Annotated in this window: 17 protein-coding genes and 1 rRNA gene; 15 read left to right on the forward strand and 3 right to left on the reverse strand. The window is 40.2% G+C overall.

The features are described 5' to 3' along the window. Positions 1–22 precede the first annotated feature (22 nt). Positions 23–1565 (reverse strand): 16S ribosomal RNA (locus tag AACV00_RS05735). Positions 1566–2059: 494 nt separating this feature from the next. On the opposite strand from AACV00_RS05735, the gene AACV00_RS05740 reads away from it, so the two are divergent. Both AACV00_RS05740 and mdtD read left to right on the forward strand, forming a co-directional pair. After that, entirely contained in the window at positions 2060–2746 is a 687-nt protein-coding gene (locus AACV00_RS05740; protein WP_004249867.1) for a FadR/GntR family transcriptional regulator, read from the forward strand. Between the two features lie 80 nt (positions 2747–2826). After that, complete coding sequence (gene mdtD / locus AACV00_RS05745; RefSeq protein ID WP_012368605.1) at positions 2827–4224, forward strand: multidrug transporter subunit MdtD; 1398 nt, start codon at positions 2827–2829, stop codon at positions 4222–4224. A gap of 81 nt (positions 4225–4305) precedes the next feature. Here the strand turns inward: mdtD and rbsK are convergent, their stop codons facing one another. Beyond that, on the reverse strand, positions 4306–5232 hold the full coding sequence (gene rbsK, locus AACV00_RS05750; RefSeq protein ID WP_060555976.1) for a ribokinase: 927 nt from the start codon (positions 5230–5232) through the stop codon (positions 4306–4308). Between the two features lie 280 nt (positions 5233–5512). Between rbsK and ravA the strand changes: the two genes are divergently transcribed. Both ravA and viaA read left to right on the forward strand, forming a co-directional pair. Beyond that, on the forward strand, positions 5513–7012 hold the full coding sequence (gene ravA, locus AACV00_RS05755) for an ATPase RavA (RefSeq protein WP_004249869.1): 1500 nt from the start codon (positions 5513–5515) through the stop codon (positions 7010–7012). A 7-nt stretch (positions 7013–7019) separates the two neighbouring features. Beyond that, positions 7020–8477: an ATPase RavA stimulator ViaA gene (gene viaA / locus AACV00_RS05760; RefSeq protein ID WP_049199595.1), complete on the forward strand. Its 1458-nt coding sequence runs from the start codon at positions 7020–7022 to the stop codon at positions 8475–8477. On the opposite strand, the gene asnA is transcribed toward viaA, so the two are convergent. Further along, positions 8478–9470, reverse strand: a complete 993-nt coding sequence (gene asnA, locus AACV00_RS05765) for an aspartate--ammonia ligase (RefSeq protein ID WP_004246604.1) — start codon at positions 9468–9470, stop codon at positions 8478–8480. A 160-nt stretch (positions 9471–9630) separates the two neighbouring features. On the opposite strand from asnA, the gene asnC reads away from it, so the two are divergent. The 11 genes from asnC to atpG all read left to right on the forward strand — a co-directional run bounded on the left by asnC (position 9631) and on the right by atpG (position 19222). Beyond that, positions 9631–10092 carry a transcriptional regulator AsnC gene (gene asnC, locus AACV00_RS05770; protein WP_004246603.1) on the forward strand — a complete coding sequence of 154 codons (462 nt, stop codon included), beginning with the start codon at positions 9631–9633 and terminating at the stop codon, positions 10090–10092. A gap of 100 nt (positions 10093–10192) precedes the next feature. Further along, a complete protein-coding gene (mioC, locus tag AACV00_RS05775; protein WP_004249871.1) occupies positions 10193–10633 on the forward strand; it encodes an FMN-binding protein MioC in 441 nt (146 codons plus the stop codon). A gap of 379 nt (positions 10634–11012) precedes the next feature. Next, entirely contained in the window at positions 11013–12911 is a 1899-nt protein-coding gene (mnmG, locus tag AACV00_RS05780; RefSeq protein ID WP_004246600.1) for a tRNA uridine-5-carboxymethylaminomethyl(34) synthesis enzyme MnmG, read from the forward strand. Next, positions 12908–13534: a 16S rRNA (guanine(527)-N(7))-methyltransferase RsmG gene (gene rsmG / locus AACV00_RS05785; protein ID WP_036919382.1), complete on the forward strand. Its 627-nt coding sequence runs from the start codon at positions 12908–12910 to the stop codon at positions 13532–13534. Before mnmG ends, rsmG begins: the two co-directional genes overlap by 4 nt. 614 nt (positions 13535–14148) lie before the next feature. Next, positions 14149–14526 (forward strand): F0F1 ATP synthase subunit I, encoded by a 378-nt coding sequence (gene atpI, locus AACV00_RS05790; RefSeq protein WP_004249988.1) that lies wholly within the window; start codon positions 14149–14151, stop codon positions 14524–14526. Between the two features lie 31 nt (positions 14527–14557). Next, positions 14558–15382, forward strand: coding sequence for a F0F1 ATP synthase subunit A (atpB, locus tag AACV00_RS05795; RefSeq protein WP_004246597.1), 825 nt, complete (start codon positions 14558–14560; stop codon positions 15380–15382). 45 nt (positions 15383–15427) lie between these two features. Further along, the gene (atpE, locus tag AACV00_RS05800; protein ID WP_004246596.1) at positions 15428–15667 is read left to right on the forward strand and encodes a F0F1 ATP synthase subunit C; all 240 of its coding nucleotides are present in this window, start codon (positions 15428–15430) and stop codon (positions 15665–15667) included. A 61-nt stretch (positions 15668–15728) separates the two neighbouring features. After that, positions 15729–16199 carry a F0F1 ATP synthase subunit B gene (gene atpF, locus AACV00_RS05805; RefSeq protein WP_004246595.1) on the forward strand — a complete coding sequence of 157 codons (471 nt, stop codon included), beginning with the start codon at positions 15729–15731 and terminating at the stop codon, positions 16197–16199. Positions 16200–16211: 12 nt separating this feature from the next. Beyond that, positions 16212–16745 carry a F0F1 ATP synthase subunit delta gene (gene atpH, locus AACV00_RS05810; RefSeq protein WP_004246594.1) on the forward strand — a complete coding sequence of 178 codons (534 nt, stop codon included), beginning with the start codon at positions 16212–16214 and terminating at the stop codon, positions 16743–16745. 14 nt (positions 16746–16759) lie between these two features. Next, positions 16760–18301, forward strand: a complete 1542-nt coding sequence (gene atpA, locus AACV00_RS05815; protein ID WP_004246592.1) for a F0F1 ATP synthase subunit alpha — start codon at positions 16760–16762, stop codon at positions 18299–18301. 57 nt (positions 18302–18358) lie between these two features. After that, positions 18359–19222, forward strand: coding sequence for a F0F1 ATP synthase subunit gamma (gene atpG / locus AACV00_RS05820; RefSeq protein WP_004246591.1), 864 nt, complete (start codon positions 18359–18361; stop codon positions 19220–19222). The last annotated feature ends 17 nt before the right edge of the window (positions 19223–19239 follow it).

Raw genomic sequence — 19239 nt, forward strand, 5'->3', positions numbered from 1 at the left:
CACATAACACGTATCTCTTAGGTAAGGAGGTGATCCAACCGCAGGTTCCCCTACGGTTACCTTGTTACGACTTCACCCCAGTCATGAATCACAAAGTGGTAAGCGCCCTCCCGAAGGTTAAGCTACCTACTTCTTTTGCAACCCACTCCCATGGTGTGACGGGCGGTGTGTACAAGGCCCGGGAACGTATTCACCGTAGCATTCTGATCTACGATTACTAGCGATTCCGACTTCATGGAGTCGAGTTGCAGACTCCAATCCGGACTACGACAGACTTTATGAGTTCCGCTTGCTCTCGCGAGGTCGCTTCTCTTTGTATCTGCCATTGTAGCACGTGTGTAGCCCTACTCGTAAGGGCCATGATGACTTGACGTCATCCCCACCTTCCTCCGGTTTATCACCGGCAGTCTCCTTTGAGTTCCCACCATTACGTGCTGGCAACAAAGGATAAGGGTTGCGCTCGTTGCGGGACTTAACCCAACATTTCACAACACGAGCTGACGACAGCCATGCAGCACCTGTCTCAGCGTTCCCGAAGGCACTCCTCTATCTCTAAAGGATTCGCTGGATGTCAAGAGTAGGTAAGGTTCTTCGCGTTGCATCGAATTAAACCACATGCTCCACCGCTTGTGCGGGCCCCCGTCAATTCATTTGAGTTTTAACCTTGCGGCCGTACTCCCCAGGCGGTCGATTTAACGCGTTAGCTCCAGAAGCCACGGTTCAAGACCACAACCTCTAAATCGACATCGTTTACAGCGTGGACTACCAGGGTATCTAATCCTGTTTGCTCCCCACGCTTTCGCACCTGAGCGTCAGTCTTTGTCCAGGGGGCCGCCTTCGCCACCGGTATTCCTCCACATCTCTACGCATTTCACCGCTACACATGGAATTCTACCCCCCTCTACAAGACTCTAGCCAACCAGTTTCAGATGCAATTCCCAAGTTAAGCTCGGGGCTTTCACATCTGACTTAATTGACCGCCTGCGTGCGCTTTACGCCCAGTAATTCCGATTAACGCTTGCACCCTCCGTATTACCGCGGCTGCTGGCACGGAGTTAGCCGGTGCTTCTTCTGCGGGTAACGTCAATTGATAAGGGTATTAACCTTATCACCTTCCTCCCCGCTGAAAGTACTTTACAACCCTAAGGCCTTCTTCATACACGCGGCATGGCTGCATCAGGCTTGCGCCCATTGTGCAATATTCCCCACTGCTGCCTCCCGTAGGAGTCTGGGCCGTGTCTCAGTCCCAGTGTGGCTGATCATCCTCTCAGACCAGCTAGAGATCGTCGCCTAGGTGAGCCTTTACCCCACCTACTAGCTAATCCCATATGGGTTCATCCGATAGTGCAAGGTCCGAAGAGCCCCTGCTTTGGTCCGTAGACATTATGCGGTATTAGCCACCGTTTCCAGTAGTTATCCCCCTCTATCGGGCAGATCCCCATACATTACTCACCCGTCCGCCGCTCGTCAGCAAGAAAGCAAGCTTTCTCCTGTTACCGCTCGACTTGCATGTGTTAGGCCTGCCGCCAGCGTTCAATCTGAGCCATGATCAAACTCTTCAATTAAAAGTGTTTGATGCTCAAAGAAATCGAAAACTTAGCTTATTCATTATATGAATTAACTTGTTAGTCACTCTTCAAGACTTGATACATCTAATTTTTTAGAAGATATCGTCTCTGCGAGTGCCCACACAGATTGTCTGATAATTTGTTAAAGAGCAGTGCAACTGTCGCTGCCGTTTCCGGTCTTCTGCGTTGTTGCGAGGAGGCGTATATTACGCTATTCCTCTGAAGAGTCAAGAGTTTTTTCAAACTTTTTTCTTTTCTCTTCCCTTTCCGTCGTTGCTGTTGTCAGCTCATCGTCGGTCAGTGGGTGCGCATTATAGGGGCTTCTCAGATTAGCGCAAGTATTTATTTCATTTTTTTTTCTGTTCGCTCTATTTTTCAACAAAACGAATGAAAATGCTCTAATTTTACACTGATAGATTAAAATCCAAACAGCTTTATTGCTATTACTCACGTAATATAGAAAGCAAATTATGGTAAAGGTAACTATTATTATGCAACTAAGCGAACAACGCTCAGCATCCCAAAAAAATCTTTCTTATATTGTTGCTGAAAAACTAGGTAAACAAATACTTTCTGGATACTACGAACCTGAATCTTTATTACCTGGTGAAATAGAACTCGCTGAACTACTTTCAGTCAGTCGAACTGTTATTCGTGAAGCAATAAAAATGCTAGCTGGAAAAGGTATGTTACTACCTCGCCCAAGAATAGGTACTCGAGTTACTCCAATGCAAAATTGGAATCTATTAGATAATGATTTACTTAATTGGTGGATAGATAGCGGTGAATTTAATAAGGTGAGTCATTATTTCCATCATGTTCGTTTAGCAATAGAACCTCAAGCCTGTTATTTAGCTGCATTACATGCTTCAGAGACACAAAAAGAGTCGCTATTATTTCTAGCAACAGAAATGCAGCTACTCAAAGATAACTTTAACCGTCAGCATTGGTTAGATATTGATACACAATTTCACTATCTAATCTATCAAGCCAGTGGCAATCCATTTTTTGCCTCTTTTGGTTCTCTTTTTCTATCTGCCTACAAAAAATATTTTGATTTAATTGTTGGCAATGAAACAGTACAGCCTGAAACTCATAATCAAATTGTACAAGCGATTATAGAAGGAGATGGAAATAGAGCGCGTGATCTTTGTTTAATACTATTAATAAATGACTGAGTATTTTTAATACGATTTTATTGTCTTTTTGTTTATACTGGCTAATAAGCTAAATATAAAAGAAAGACGGTATCTGTTACATGTTAAAATCCGCCAAAAATATGTCAGGGTTGCCCTGGATCGCTGCAATGGCTTTTTTTATGCAGTCATTAGATGCGACTATATTAAATACGGCACTCCCTGATATAGCTAAAAGTCTTAATCACTCCCCTCTCGCCATGCAATCAGCCGTAATTAGCTATACTTTAACGGTAGCTTTATTAATTCCTGTAAGTGGATGGCTAGCTGATAGATTTGGGACTCGCAAGATTTTCATTATCGCCGTTTCACTCTTTTCTGGCGGTTCATTATTATGCGCACTTTCTCCTAACCTTGCTTTTTTGGTAATTTCGCGGGTTATACAAGGAATAGGTGGTGCAATGATGATGCCGGTTGCTCGTCTTGCTTTATTAAGAGCTTATCCTCGTAGCGAACTCCTTCCCATTCTTAACTTTGTCACCATGCCGGGGCTTGTGGGGCCAATTGCGGGTCCATTATTGGGAGGGATCCTTGTCACCTATGCTTCTTGGCATTGGATATTTATTATTAATATTCCTATTGGCTTACTTGGTATTTTTTACGCCATAAAACATATGCCTAATTTTACGATGCCAAAACGTAAATTTGACTTACTCGGCTTTATTTTCTTTGGTTTTGGTTTAGTCATGTTATCCGTCAGCCTCGATCTTTTTGGCGATAAAAACATCTCTCGATATATCCCTCTTGCGGTGATTTTAGGTGGCTTCTTTTTACTCGGTCTCTATATCAATCACGCTAAACGCCACCAGCAACCCTTAATACCATTAAATATATTCAAAACACGGACTTTCTCTGTCGGTATTGCGGGTAATATCGCAACGCGCTTAGGAACAGGATGCATTCCTTTCTTAATGCCACTGATGTTACAAGTAGGTTTTGGCTATCCTGCTATTATCTCAGGTATGATGATGGCACCAATGGCTTTGGGCTCTATACTCGCCAAATCCTTTGTGACAAAAGTCTTAGTGACATTTAGCTATCGCCGGACACTATTTGGAATAACCATTATTATAGGTCTGATGATTGCACAGTTTTCCTTACAATCACCTGATATGTCTATTTATTACCTAGTATTACCACTCTTTTTATTAGGTGTTGTCATGTCAATTCAGTTTACTTCGATGAATACTATTTCACTCGCTGACTTAACTGACAATAATGCCAGTTCAGGCAATAGTGTTTTAGCCGTCACTCAACAACTAGCGATTAGTTTTGGTATTGCAGTAAGTGCTTCTATCTTAAATTATTTTGATGCAGAAAATGCCGGCTCTACGGTAGATAACTTCCATTATACTTTTATTACTGTCGGCGCTATTACACTACTCTCTTCATTTGTCTTCTTATTACTTAATAAGCATGATGGTGATAACCTTACTAATAAGAAGAAAAATGAAAACTAATTAGTTGAGATATAAAAATAAAAGAGAGCCTATAGCTCTCTTTTATACGCCACTCTAAATAGCGATAATCTTATTTTTACGCTAGTCATGCTGCGACAAAAAAGCTTCAATTTCATGGCGCCAAGGTACTGACGGTTGTGCTCCTGCACGAGTAACAGCGATAGCGGCGGCTGCGTGCGCAAATTTAATCGCCTTCATCATTGGTAAACCTTCTAATAAAGCCGTTATAAAAGCGCCATTAAATGTATCTCCTGCAGCAATAGTATCTATTGCGGTCACTTTAAATGCCGGAACCATCGTTCCTTGATTGTTTTGACTAACCCAAACACCACGGCTACCCAAAGTAATTAAAACGGTTTCTATCCCTTTATCATGTAATATATTAGATGCACGTTGAGCACTTTCATCATCAATAACTTTTACCCCCGTGAGGTATTCAGTTTCTGTTTCATTAGGTGTAATGATATCAACGAGAGATAATAATTCATCTGGTAAAGCCTGTGCTGGTGCAGGGTTTAATATAACTTGCACACTTTCTTGTTTAGCGACTTGAGCCGCTTTTAATACAGAATCTAGAGGTGATTCTAATTGCATAAGTAAAGCATCTGCTTTTTTAATCACCGAGTTATAACGTTCAACATATTCTCTGTTTAACCTTCCATTGGCTCCAGCGTGTATACCAATAACGTTTTCACCTTGCTGATTAACAAAAATCAACGCAACACCCGTGGCTTCATCATCAATTAATTCAATACAATCTGTATCTATTTTATCTGTGATCAGCTGAGTTTTAGCACTTTGACCAATATCGTCATTTCCAAGACAAGCTAAAAAGGTAATATTAGCACCACAACGCCCTGCAGCGACGGCTTGATTTGCACCTTTACCCCCAAAAACCATCTGATACTGATTACCGGAAATAGTTTCACCAGGATGCGGAAAATGAGCAACATTAAGAATATGATCGACATTAACACTACCTAAAATCACTAATTTCTTCGCTTCCATGATATTTCCTTACTATCAAGTGATAATGTTTTAATGCCATTAATTGATGACATGTCGTATTTTAAATCGATCATCTCAGCAACATTAATGAAAAAACGTGATCACCATCGAAACGTTTCGCCAGCAAAACAAAAAAGAACCAAAAGAAGCAGTAGGAAGCTGAATCGATTTTTGTTATAAACGAATTGTGTACTAATTGAATAATTGACTATATGTCATTACTCATTTTTTGATAGTTTCATCTCTATAACGAAAATAAGTACCCTAATTAGGAGCCTTTATGCAACTTGCAGAACGGATCTCACAACTTAGCCAATACCTTGAAACTGGGCTTTATGAACGTCAATCAGCGATACGGCTTTGCTTACTCGCGGCTTTAAGTGGAGAGAGCGTTTTTTTGCTAGGTCCTCCAGGTATTGCTAAAAGCTTAATTGCGAGAAGAATGAAAGAGGCATTTAAACACGCTAAAGCGTTTGAATATTTAATGACCCGTTTTTCAACACCTGAAGAAATTTTTGGTCCACTATCCATTCAAGCATTAAAAGATGAAGGAAAATACCAACGTTTAACCGAAGGTTATTTACCTGACGCCGAAATTGTTTTTCTTGATGAAATATGGAAAGCCGGTCCCGCTATTTTGAATACCTTATTAACGGCAATTAATGAACGTAAATTTCGCAATGGCGAAAACGAAGTAAGTATTCCCATGCGTTTGTTAGTTTCGGCTTCTAATGAACTACCTGATTCAGACAGCAGTCTTGAAGCGCTTTATGATCGAATGCTGATTAGAATTTGGTTATCAAAAGTACAAGATAAAAAAAACTTCCGGGCGTTATTAGTTAATAAAGAGGTCAGCGCTTTTCGTATTCCTGAACAACTACAAATTACAACAGACGAATTTTTACTTTGGCAAACAGAGTTAGAAAAAATTACTTTGAATGACCACTTATTCGAATTAATTTATCAACTTCGCGACTCACTCGATAAAAGTGATGCAGCACCTTATGTTTCAGACAGACGTTGGAAAAAAGCGGTTCGTCTATTACAGGCCAGTGCTTTTTTTAATGGTCGTAGTGCTATATCACCTTTAGATCTTATTCTGTTAAAAGATTGCCTTTGGCATGATCAAGCTTCTTTTGCGCTGCTAAATGACTTATTAAAAACACTATTAACAGAACAAGCATACCACCAGCTAACACTTTTACAGAAAATAGAAAATCTGTGGGCTGAATGGATGCAATCGACAAGAAGCAAACAAGATCAACAAGCATTTCGCTTTGAAAAACAAAGTAGTATGTTTGGTAGAAATATACATTTCAAATTATCAGAAAAAATGCAGTCTGATAAATTTACGCTGTTTTTACATATTCCACTGCATATACATAGTATTCAAGTTAACTTTATAACTGTTGAGAAAAAAGCATTAGAAACTTTCTTAGATAAAGGTGATGAACTCTCTGCCAGATTAAATGGTATTGGTTTCCCACAATCTATTAATGCACAAATTCGTCAAGATGGTGTCTTAGAGGTGTTGGATGTTAGTCGCCGAACAACGTCGTTATACCAACAGTCAGAAAGCATCAAAACAGAGCCTATTGAAGATAATCAACAATGGTTAGATAAATTAAAAGATCTCACCCAAGAGATTTATTCTGAACAAGAAAATTTTAATCATCATCAACCCAATATCTTTATTGATAATGATTGGCTCATTTCTATAGAACAAAGCTTTTTGCAATTAAATGAAAAATTATCTCAATTAAGAAGTCAAATAAAGTGACCATGCCATGCTAACACTTTCTACCATCGATATGCTTTTAGCGATAAACGAAGGACAGCTTATAGAAGAAGTGATTATCACTTTATTAGCTTCTCCTCAATTAGCTGTTTTTTTTGAAAAACATCCAAGATTAAAAAAAGCATTACTAAAAGACATTTATCAATGGAAAAAAAGCTTACAAGAAAAAGTGAAAGAAACACTGGTGCCGACCATCATCGCAGATGAATTTGCACTTTATCAGCAAACGCAATCATTATGTAATGCTGTTTTTAATCAGCAAGTGGACAATATTCTTACAGAACTAAATCAGCTTGATTCTTCATTTGTTATAGAAGCAACACAACTAATAAAAACAAATAAACCTTTTTCCCCAGCTCAACAAGCTCTATTTATTCAACGCTGGCGCATTAGTTTAATATTTCAAGTCACGACATTACATAAAGCACTGTTTGAACAAGAGCAAGAGCAGTTACTTGCAGAATTACAAGAACGCTTAGCATTAAGTGGCAGTTTAAGTAATACATTTTCTGAAAATGAACGGGCTGCAGGCCGTTTATGGGATATGAGCAAAGGCGTTATTACCAAAACCCCCTATGATGAGAAAATTATTCAACGTTATAGTGACTTTCTAAATCAACAACCTGAATTACATAAATTGGCCAGCTTACTGGGGCGAAGTAAAACGGCGAAATCGCTTCCTGAAGAGAGTGTTATTTTTGAATCAATAACAATCGTTGAAAAAGCACCGGATACCACGCCAGAGCAAGTAAATGGTATAGGCTTAAGTGATGATATTTTACGTTTATTACCTGCTGAACTAGCTTTATTAGGCATAAATGAAGTTGAGTATGAGTTTTATCGTAAACTCATTGAAAAACAGCTCAATACTTATCGTTTACAAGGTGATAGTTGGCAGGAACGCACAGTATTACGCCCAGTCACTCATCACCTTGATGAAGAACGGCCAAGAGGCCCTTTTATCATTTGTATCGACACTTCTGGCTCTATGGGGGGATTTAATGAGCAATGTGCTAAAGCCTTTGGTTTAGCACTAATGAAAATAGCACTAGCGGATAACCGTGCCTGTCATGTCATGCTGTTTTCAACAGAAATGATCCATTACCAATTATCTTCTTCTGATGGATTACAAGAACTTGTTAAATTTTTGAATCAAACATTTAGAGGTGGAACTGATTTAGCATCTTGTTTAAATAAGGTAGCAGATAAGCTTAATACCCCCACATGGAAAGACGCTGATGCTGTTGTTATTTCTGACTTTGTTGCCCAAAGGTTACCCGAAAACCTAATCAATAAAATCAAAAAAGTCCAACAGCAACAGCATAATCGCTTCCATGCGGTTACCCTATCCAATTATGGTAAACCCAGTATTATGAAAATTTTCGACCACATATGGCGTTTTGACACTGGGTTAAAAAGTCGATTACTACGACGTTGGCGTCAATAATTACAGCATATCCGCAAAAGCTAAACGGGTATCTTGTTGCCAAACGCCACATTGTACTTGTCCAATATGCTCTTTTTGCAAAAGTAGCATGACTAAACGTGATTGACCTATACCGCCACCAATTGTTTGTGGCATATCGCCATGCATTAATGCTTTGTGCCAATCTAACTCAAGACGTTGAGTATCATCAGTTAAAGTTAGCTGACGCATTAATGTCTCTGGATCAACGCGGATACCCATTGATGACACTTCAAAAGCATCTTGCAATACTGGGTTCCAAACTAAAATATCGCCGTTCAACCCAGCAAAGCCATCTTCGTTAGGTGTTGTCCAGTCATCATAATCTGGCGCTCTTACATCATGAGCTTCGCCACTTGATAGTTTTCCACCAATACCGATTAAGAAAACAGCACCATATTCTTTAGCTATCGCTTTTTCACGACCTTTAGCATCAAGATCAGGGTAGCGACGTAACAGTTCTTCAGTGTGAATAAATTGAATTTGATCTGGCAGGAACGGTGTCAGACCAAATTCATCGCTGACGGCTTTTTCAGTTTCTTTTATAGCCTGATAGATTTTACCCACTGTCTGCTTAAGGTAAGGTAGTGTACGCTCCTCACCTTCCATCACTTTTTCCCAATCCCACTGATCAACATAGACAGAATGGATTGGCGTTAAGCGATCTTCATCTGGTCTCAAGGCTTTCATATGTGTATAAAGACCTTGACCAGAACTAAATCCAAAACGACCTAATGTTTTACGTTTCCATTTTGCTAATGAATGGACAACTTCAAAGGTAGAATCAGGTAAAGATTTCACTTTAACCTGTACGGCCTTCTCATGACCAGATAAGTTATCTTGAGTTCCATCACCAAGGCGACTTAAGATCGGTCCTTGAACTTCAATCAGGCCTAATTCTTTTTCTAATAAACGTGAAAAATATGATTTAACAAAGCTAATTTGTTGTTGAGTCTGAATGAATGATTTTTCCATTTTTTATATCCCTAGTGGCGATGTTGTGTTTTGCTGAGATAGATTAAGCAACAAAAGTGGGGGTAAATTCAATATACTTCATTAAAAATAGCCTTGCCTATTTAAAATCGTTAAAAAAAACACTATAAAAATGAATTATCATTAAAAACAGGGGGGTTTTATGGACAATATTTATCAGATCGATAATCTCGATCGTGACATACTTCACGCTTTAATGGCGAATGCTCGAACACCTTATGCTGAATTAGCTAAAAAATTTGCAGTAAGTCCGGGCACAATTCATGTTCGTGTTGAAAAAATGAAGCAAGCAGGAATTATTACGGGGACACGCGTAGATATAAGTGAAAAACAACTAGGGTTTGATGTTTGCTGCTTTATTGGCATCATTTTAAAAAGTGCCAAAGACTACCATACCGCATTAGATAAGCTAGATAAGTTAGATGAAGTGGTTGAGGTTTATTATACAACAGGTCAATACAGTATCTTTATTAAGGTAATGTGTAAAAGCATCGAAGCGCTTCAAGACGTACTTATCAACAAAATTCAGACTATTGATGAAATCCAATCGACAGAAACCTTGATCTCTTTGCAAAACCCGATAACAAGGACAATCAAGCCATAACGAAAAAAAACTATTTTTTTTTATAACCACATTATCCACAGGTAGATCCCAAGTGATTCACAGCGTACAATAGCGCGTCTTGAACATAAGGAGATCATGAATGAAAAAAGTCACGCTAATTAGTGGCAGCACCATGGGTAGTGCTGAATATGTCGCCGAACACCTCGAAGAGATCTTATCTAAAGAGGGATTTGAGACAGATCTACACCATGGGCCTTCTCTTAATGATCTTCCGCAAGAAGGGATCTGGTTGGTGATCACTTCCACACACGGTGCAGGTGAGATCCCAGATAACCTCCAGCCATTTGCTGACGAAATCTCAGCAGACGGCATTGATCTAAGTAAAGTTTCTTTCGGTGCTGTAGGTATAGGAAGTAGTGAATATGACACTTTCTGTGGTGCGATCAGAACATTAGATCAAAAACTAATAGAAAAAGGGGCTGTTCGATTAGGTGATCGCCTAGAAATAGATATACAAGAACACGACATTCCGGAAGATCCAGCAGAGGAATGGCTTACAACTTGGAAAAATTTACTTTAAATCGAACAAAAAAACAGCAGTCAGATGTGGATAACTATGCTTAAAAGCAGGGGTTAACCCGTAGTTATCCATTGTATAAGCCTATATCCAGAAATGACCTGTGTATAACTCGCTGTTTTGATCCCAGCTTATCAGCATCTAGATCACGGATCATTCACAGTATATGATCCTTTACACTTTTATGATCTTTAAATAGAAAATCCACTTATCCACAGAGGATCGCTTCCTTAATAAAAGATCTAATAAAGAGATCTTTAAATAAAAAGATCTTTAAATAATTACCTGCGGATCATGCTCACTTGTATCTGTCAAAAAGTTGAGTAGAATTCGTTTTCCCAATGCAACACATTCAGCATTTCGTAACATTTAAGGTTCACACATGTTTTATCCAGAACATTTTGACGTCATTGTCATCGGTGGTGGTCACGCCGGTACAGAAGCCGCTATGGCTGCAGCTCGTATGGGGCGTCAAACCCTATTACTGACCCACAATATTGATACTTTGGGCCAAATGTCTTGTAACCCAGCTATTGGTGGGATTGGTAAAGGGCATCTGGTAAAAGAGATCGATGCCATGGGTGGATTAATGGCCACAGCCATCGACCATGCTGGTATTCAATTTAGAACCCTTAATGCAAGTAAAGGGCCAGCAGTAAGAGCAACAAGAGCACAAGCCGATCGCGTACTGTATCGCCAAGCTATTCGTACAACACTTGAAAATCAGCCTAATTTAATGATCTTCCAACAACCCGTTGAAGATCTCATTGTTGAAAATGACCAAGTAACGGGTGCAGTCACTCGTATGGGATTAAAATTCCGTGCTAAAGCGGTAGTTTTAACCGTAGGAACTTTCCTTGATGGAAAAATCCACATTGGTTTAGAAAATTACAGTGGTGGCCGAGCAGGTGATCCACCATCAGTCTCTTTATCACATCGATTAAGAGAATTACCTTTACGTGTAGGTCGCTTAAAAACAGGTACACCACCTCGTATTGATGCAAGAACTATCGATTTTAGTCAATTAGCGCCACAGTTAGGTGATAATCCAATGCCTGTTTTCTCATTTTTAGGTAATGTGGATCAACATCCTGAACAGATGCCTTGCCATATTACTCATACTAATGAGCAAACACATGAAATAATTCGTAACAACCTCGATCGCAGTCCTATGTATGCCGGGGTTATTGAAGGTATCGGCCCTCGTTATTGTCCATCAATTGAAGATAAAGTGATGCGATTTGCTGATCGCAATTCACACCAAATCTTTTTAGAGCCTGAAGGCTTAACAAGCAATGAAATTTACCCTAATGGTATTTCAACAAGCTTACCTTTTGATGTTCAAATGCAAATAGTAAATTCCATGAAAGGTATGGAAAATGCCAAGATCATCCGACCTGGTTATGCGATAGAGTATGACTTTTTTGATCCACGTGATCTTAAACAAACACTCGAAAGTAAGTTTATCAACGGATTATTCTTTGCTGGCCAAATTAATGGCACTACCGGTTATGAAGAAGCAGCAGCGCAAGGTCTATTAGCAGGTCTTAATGCGGCACGTTATGCTTTTGATCAAGAAGGTTGGTTCCCTCGTCGTGATCAAGCCTACATTGGTGTATTAGTTGATGATCTTTGTACCTTAGGTACGAAAGAGCCATACCGAATGTTTACTTCACGTGCTGAATATCGCTTGATGTTACGTGAAGACAATGCAGATTTACGTTTAACTGAAATTGGTCGTGAACTTGGTATGGTTGATGACAACCGTTGGGCGCAATTTAGTGAAAAAGTCGAATTAGTTGAAAAAGAGCGTCAACGTTTAAGAGATATTTGGGTTCATCCAAAAGCGGATAACCTAGAAGAAATCAATCAATTACTTAAAACGCCACTGTCTAAAGAGGCGAATGGGGAAGACTTATTACGTCGTCCTGAAATGACCTATGAGATTTTGAAAAAGATCCCTCGTTTTGCTCCTGGTATTGATGATTCGAGACCACAAGCGGCAGAGCAAGTTGAGATCCAAGTAAAATACGAAGGTTATATCAATCGTCAACAAGAAGAGATTGAAAAACAACTGCGTAATGAAAGTGCTGCATTGCCTATTGATATCGACTACAAACAGGTGAGTGGATTATCAAATGAAGTTATTGCCAAACTAAACGATCACAAGCCAACTTCAATAGGTCAGGCATCGCGGATCTCCGGTGTGACACCTGCAGCTATCTCAATTTTACTTGTTTGGTTAAAAAAACAAGGTTTATTACGCCGGAGTGCATCATGAGTGACTTACTTAATCGGTTAAAAAAGCTGGCAAAGCAAGCCAATATTGAGTTAACTGATGTTCAAGCTCAAAAATTAACCGCTTATGTTGCTATGCTCGATAAATGGAATAAAGCATATAATTTGACCTCTGTCAGAGATCCTCAACAGATGCTTATTCGTCATATCTTAGACAGCATAGTTGTGAGTCAATACCTTGAAGGAAACAACTTTATAGATGTTGGTACCGGGCCAGGATTGCCCGGTATTCCTTTAGCAATAATGCGTCCCGATCACCACTTTGTGTTACTTGATAGCTTAGGTAAACGCGTTCGTTTTATGAAACAAGTTCAGCATGAATTAGCTCTGCATAATATCGAACCTGTGCAATATCGAGTTGAAGAGTATCAAGTAGAAAAACCATTTGATGGTGTGATTAGTCGTGCTTTTGCCTCGATGAAAGATATGCTTTCTTGGTGTTCACATTTAGTCACTGAAGAACACGGGCATTTTTATGCATTAAAAGGGCAGATTCATCAAGAAGAACTTGATGAGCTTTCTGAAAATGGTTTAAAGATGCCTGAAAAGGTGATTAATTTAGCGATCCCCGAATTGAATGAACAGCGTCATCTGGTTATTTTTTAAACTGTAGACGGCTATTCATCGGCTTCTTTTTTCATTTTTTGTGCTTTAGCGATAACATTTACAATGTTATCGCTATTTACTTTAAGGGATAAAATAGCGTCATTCCATATTTACCCATATTTTACAATTAAGTAACAAATAATTATCTTTTTATTTAATTGCCTGTATTCCCCTCATTTTTTTATTTTTCTTTCTAAAATAAATTAATAAATTTATGCATTCTCAAAAATATTTAATTTATTTAATTGAAAAATCATTAATTATTTTTCTTTTTGGCTGTTTTTGTTCAGAAAAAGGCAGTTATTTGTTAACTCTATTATAATTTTTATGAAATAAAATTTATTTATATACTATTTTATGTGTTCTAGATCACATTATTTTTTCTGTTTATGCTGATTATTTTTGCGCTTTTTGTTGCTAATCATTTTCCATAAATGGAACCTTCATAAAAAATTTAAATTATTCTTCACTTTTTCGCTACTTATTGATTGAATTCATTGCCACGCCCCGTATAATTTGCTCGTTTTTGTCACTTGACACTTTATAGCAAAGACAGTTTGATACATTATTCAGTAATACCTTTTACGATAGCGAGTCTGGAGAATACAAACGTCATGTCTGTCTCCCTCTACAGCGGGAAAGTTGCACTGAAACTGTTATTTTTGCAGTTTATGACTTTTGTTATTCTCAGTGCGGGTTTCTACTTTAAGAGTACAGACTGGAGCTTTTCTGCTTTTTTAGGCGGAATTGCATGTTGGTTACCCAATATTGCATTTTTATTATTACTACGCTTACAAAAAGTAGATGAAAATGAAGCTTCAGTTCGCATAAACTGGCTTTTTGCTTTCAGTGAAGGGTTGAAGGTTATATTATCAATAACCTTGCTGATAGTTGCTTTAGGAGTGTTTAAAGCGGCATTTGCACCACTGGTCATGACCTACTTAGCGGTGCTTGTTATGCAGGTCGTTGCACCAGCCGTCATAAACGGTTAGCGTTTTTAACAACAAAAGGGTAATTGGCATCATGTCTGCATCAGGAGAAGCATTAACCACTAGAGACTACATAGGTGGACATCTGAATAACCTTCAGTTGGACCTACGTACTTTCGAGTTGGTCAATCCCCATGCTGAAAATACGCCATCATTCTGGGTGTTAAATATTGACTCACTTTTCTTCTCTGTACTCATGGGGCTTTTGTTCCTATGGATATTTAGAAAAGTAGCAGTAAAAGCAACCAGTGGCGTACCGGGAAAATTCCAGACTGCAGTAGAAATGGTCATTGGTTTCGTTGATAGCAGCGTTCGTGATATGTATCACGGGAAGAGCAAAGTCATTGCACCTTTGGCATTGACTGTGTTCGTTTGGGTGCTGTTAATGAATGCCCTGGATTTATTACCAATTGATTTTATCCCATATATCGGTGAACACATCTTAGGGTTACCAGCGTTACGCATCGTTCCGACTGCTGACGTGAGTATCACTCTTTCGATGGCAATTGGTGTATTTATCCTGATTCTCTTCTACAGCATTAAGATGAAGGGCGTAAAAGGGTTTACTAAAGAGCTGACGTTACAGCCTTTTAATCACCCTGTATTTATTCCAATCAACTTAATTCTGGAAGGGGTAAGCCTGCTATCAAAACCTGTTTCACTCGGTCTTCGACTGTTTGGTAACATGTATGCGGGTGAACTGATCTTTATTCTTATTGCTGGTCTGTTACCGTGGTGGTCACAGTGGTTATTAAGCCTACCTTGGGCGATATTCCACATACTGATTATTACGTTACAAGCCTTTATTTTCATGGTTCTAACGATTGTTTATCTGTCGATGGCATCTGAAGAACATTAATTATTAACTCTTTAAAGAAATAACTGAAACAAACTGGAGACTGTCATGGAAAACCTGAGTATGGATCTGCTGTACATGGCTGCCGCTATTATGATGGGTTTAGCTGCAATCGGTGCTGCAATCGGTATCGGAATCCTCGGAGGCAAATTTTTAGAAGGTGCTGCTCGTCAGCCTGATCTGATCCCTCTTCTGCGTACACAGTTCTTTATCGTTATGGGTCTGGTTGACGCCATCCCAATGATTGCTGTGGGTCTGGGCCTTTACGTGATGTTTGCTGTCGCCTAATGATGGTGATGAGCAGTAAAAACATCAAGTTAGTTAATAACCAAGAAAGAGGTATTGTGCTGTGAATTTAAATGCAACAATCCTCGGCCAGGCCATCGCATTTGTCCTGTTTGTTTTGTTCTGCATGAAATATGTATGGCCACCAATTATGGCGGCCATTGAAAAACGTCAAAAAGAAATTGCTGACGGTTTATCTTCTGCAGAACGTGCGAAAAAGGACTTAGATTTAGCGAAAGCCGATGCAGGCGAACAGTTAGCGAAAGCAAAAGCTGAAGCACAAGCAATCATTGAGTCTGCGAATAAACAACGCACTCAAATGATTGAAGAAGCTAAAGCTGAAGCAGAGCAAGAACGTAGTAAGATCGTTGCACAAGCTCAATCCGAATTGGAAGCAGAGCGTAAACGTGCTCGTGAAGAACTTCGTAAACAAGTCGCTATGCTGGCTATCGCTGGTGCCGAGAAAATTATTGAACGTTCCGTGGATGAAGCTGCTAATAGCGACATCGTTGATAAACTGGTCGCTGAACTGTAAGGAGGGAGGGGCATGTCTGAAATAGCAACGGTAGCTCGCCCCTACGCCAAAGCAGCTTTTGACTTTGCTGTGGAAAACCAGGCTGTCGATAAATGGCAGGTTATGCTGGCATTCACCGCTGAAGTTGCACGCAATGAGCAGGTAACCGAATTACTTTCTGGTTCTTTAGCATCAGAAAAACTGGCTGACATCTTTATCGACCTTTGTGGCGATCAAATTGATGAACATGCTCAGAACTTAATTCGTGTTATGGCTGAGAATGACCGTTTATCAACATTGCCGGAAGTATTGAGCCAATTTATTCAATTGCGCGCAGTACTCGAGTCAACGGTTGATGTTGAAGTCACTTCTGCCATTGAGCTAACTAAACAGCAGCTAGCTAACATTTCTGCAGCGATGGAAAAACGTCTATCACGCAAAGTGAAGCTGAATTGCAAAATTGATAAGTCCGTTATCGCAGGCATGATTATACGCGCCGGTGACCTTGTCATCGACGGTAGTGTTCGTGGCCGTTTAGAGCGATTAACTGACGTCTTGCAGTCTTAAGGGGACTGGAGCATATGCAACTGAATTCCACTGAAATCAGCGAACTGATCAAGCAGCGCATTGCTCAGTTCAATGTAGTGAGTGAAGCTCACAATGAAGGTACGATTGTTTCCGTTAGTGACGGTATCATTCGTATCCACGGTTTAGCCGAAGTTATGCAGGGTGAAATGATCGCACTGCCGGGTAACCGTTTCGCTATCGCATTAAACTTAGAGCGCGACTCTGTTGGTGCGGTTGTGATGGGTCCTTATGCTGACTTAGCAGAAGGCATGAAAGTTAAATGTACAGGTCGTATTCTGGAAGTTCCAGTTGGCCGTGGTCTACTTGGTCGTGTAGTTAACACACTGGGTGAACCTATTGATGGTAAAGGTGCTGTAGAGCATGATGGCTTCTCACCTGTTGAGATGATTGCTCCAGGTGTTATCGACCGTCAATCAGTCGACCAACCTGTACAGACGGGTTATAAATCCGTTGACGCCATGATCCCAATTGGTCGTGGTCAGCGTGAATTGATCATCGGTGACCGCCAAACAGGTAAAACTGCTCTGGCTGTCGATGCGATTATTAATCAGCGTGACTCTGGCATTAAATGTATTTATGTCGCTATCGGTCAGAAAGCATCGACTATTTCGAACGTTGTTCGTAAATTAGAAGAGCATGGCGCGTTAGAAAACACCATTGTTGTTGTTGCTTCTGCATCAGAATCAGCAGCGTTGCAATACCTTGCTCCTTATGCGGGTTGTGCAATGGGTGAATACTTCCGTGACCGTGGTGAAGATGCTCTGATTATTTATGATGACCTGTCTAAACAGGCTGTCGCATACCGTCAAATTTCACTGTTACTTCGTCGTCCACCTGGACGTGAAGCTTACCCTGGTGACGTTTTCTATCTGCACTCCCGTTTATTGGAGCGCGCAGCGCGCGTTAGCGCTGAGTATGTAGAAAACTTTACTAACGGTGAAGTTAAAGGTAAAACCGGCTCACTGACTGCGTTACCTATTATCGAAACGCAAGCAGGGGACGTTTCTGCATTCGTTCCTACGAACGTAATCTCTATTACCGATGGTCAGATCTTCTTAGAATCTAACCTGTTTAACGCAGGTATCCGTCCAGCTGTTAACCCAGGGATCTCCGTATCTCGTGTAGGTGGTGCAGCTCAGACTAAGATTATGAAGAAACTTTCTGGTGGTATCCGTACTGCACTTGCGCAGTATCGTGAGCTGGCAGCATTCTCTCAGTTCGCTTCAGATCTGGATGATGCTACCCGTAAACAATTGAACCACGGTCAGAAAGTGACTGAATTGCTGAAACAGAAACAGTACGAACCAATGTCTGTCGCACAACAGTCTTTATCTCTGTTTGCTGCAGAACGTGGTTATCTGGAAGATGTTGAAATTTCAAAAGTTGTGCCATTTGAAGCGGCTTTATTAGCTTATGCTTCTCGTGAACATGCTGATTTACTGAAAGAAATCAACCAGACCGGTACTTATAACGAAGAAATCGAAGCGAAGCTGAAAGGCGTGCTAGACAACTTCAAAGCGACTCAGTCCTGGTAATAACTATTCGGCCTAATAATGATCATTAGGCCGTCTGGTTCATGAGGAGAAGCAGAAATGGCCGGCGCAAAAGAGATACGTTCGAAGATCGCCAGTGTGCAAAACACACAGAAGATCACTAAAGCGATGGAGATGGTCGCCGCGTCGAAAATGCGTAAAACGCAGGAACGCATGGCAGCCAGCCGTCCTTATGCAGAAACCATGCGCAGTGTGATTGGTCACCTTGCGTTAGGGAATCTGGAATATAAACATCCATACCTCGAAGAGCGTGAAGTTAAACGTGTCGGGTACCTGGTTGTTTCGACCGACCGTGGTTTGTGTGGTGGTTTGAACATTAACTTGTTCAAAAAACTGCTGGCAGACATGAAAGAGTGGTCTGATAAAGGTGTAGAAGTAGATTTAGCCCTTGTTGGTTCTAAAGCCGTTTCATTCTTTGCCTCTGTAGGTGGGAATGTTGTCGGTCAAGTAACAGGTATGGGTGATGATCCGCAACTATCTGACCTTATCGGCCCAGTCAATATCATGTTGCAGGCTTATGACGAAGGTCGTTTAGATAAACTGTATGTGGTGGCAAATAAGTTCATCAATACCATGGCCCAAGAGCCTAAAATTCTGCAAGTTTTACCATTACCACCAGGTGATGATGAAGAACTGAAAGAAAAATCTTGGGATTATCTGTACGAACCTGATCCTAAGACGTTACTGGATACTTTACTGCGTCGTTATATTGAATCGCAGGTTTATCAGAGCGTCGTAGAGAACTTAGCGAGTGAGCAGGCAGCACGAATGGTCGCGATGAAAGCCGCTACAGATAACGGTGGTAATCTGATTAAAGAACTGCAATTGGTGTACAACAAAGCACGCCAAGCAAGCATTACTCAGGAACTGACAGAAATTGTATCTGGTGCAGCCGCGGTATAACAGCTAGGTTTACGAAT

It is taken from the genome of Proteus sp. G3927 (genome assembly GCF_963894685.1).
GTDB classification, from domain to species: Bacteria; Pseudomonadota; Gammaproteobacteria; order Enterobacterales; family Enterobacteriaceae; genus Proteus; species Proteus mirabilis.

Bases quoted from the DNA above. Each gene is read 5' to 3' on its own strand.
- ravA (WP_004249869.1), top strand. From the start codon at position 5,513: ATGCAACTTGCAGAACGGATCTCACAACTTAGCCAATACCTTGAAACT.
- mnmG (WP_004246600.1), top strand. From the start codon at position 11,013: ATGTTTTATCCAGAACATTTTGACGTCATTGTCATCGGTGGTGGTCAC.
- asnA (WP_004246604.1), bottom strand. From the start codon at position 9,470: ATGGAAAAATCATTCATTCAGACTCAACAACAAATTAGCTTTGTTAAA.
- rbsK (WP_060555976.1), bottom strand. From the start codon at position 5,232: ATGGAAGCGAAGAAATTAGTGATTTTAGGTAGTGTTAATGTCGATCAT.
- viaA (WP_049199595.1), top strand. From the start codon at position 7,020: ATGCTAACACTTTCTACCATCGATATGCTTTTAGCGATAAACGAAGGA.
- atpB (WP_004246597.1), top strand. From the start codon at position 14,558: ATGTCTGCATCAGGAGAAGCATTAACCACTAGAGACTACATAGGTGGA.
- rsmG (WP_036919382.1), top strand. From the start codon at position 12,908: ATGAGTGACTTACTTAATCGGTTAAAAAAGCTGGCAAAGCAAGCCAAT.
- atpH (WP_004246594.1), top strand. From the start codon at position 16,212: ATGTCTGAAATAGCAACGGTAGCTCGCCCCTACGCCAAAGCAGCTTTT.
- mioC (WP_004249871.1), top strand. From the start codon at position 10,193: ATGAAAAAAGTCACGCTAATTAGTGGCAGCACCATGGGTAGTGCTGAA.
- mdtD (WP_012368605.1), top strand. From the start codon at position 2,827: ATGTTAAAATCCGCCAAAAATATGTCAGGGTTGCCCTGGATCGCTGCA.
- atpG (WP_004246591.1), top strand. From the start codon at position 18,359: ATGGCCGGCGCAAAAGAGATACGTTCGAAGATCGCCAGTGTGCAAAAC.
- AACV00_RS05740 (WP_004249867.1), top strand. From the start codon at position 2,060: ATGCAACTAAGCGAACAACGCTCAGCATCCCAAAAAAATCTTTCTTAT.
- atpI (WP_004249988.1), top strand. From the start codon at position 14,149: ATGTCTGTCTCCCTCTACAGCGGGAAAGTTGCACTGAAACTGTTATTT.
- atpE (WP_004246596.1), top strand. From the start codon at position 15,428: ATGGAAAACCTGAGTATGGATCTGCTGTACATGGCTGCCGCTATTATG.
- atpA (WP_004246592.1), top strand. From the start codon at position 16,760: ATGCAACTGAATTCCACTGAAATCAGCGAACTGATCAAGCAGCGCATT.
- asnC (WP_004246603.1), top strand. From the start codon at position 9,631: ATGGACAATATTTATCAGATCGATAATCTCGATCGTGACATACTTCAC.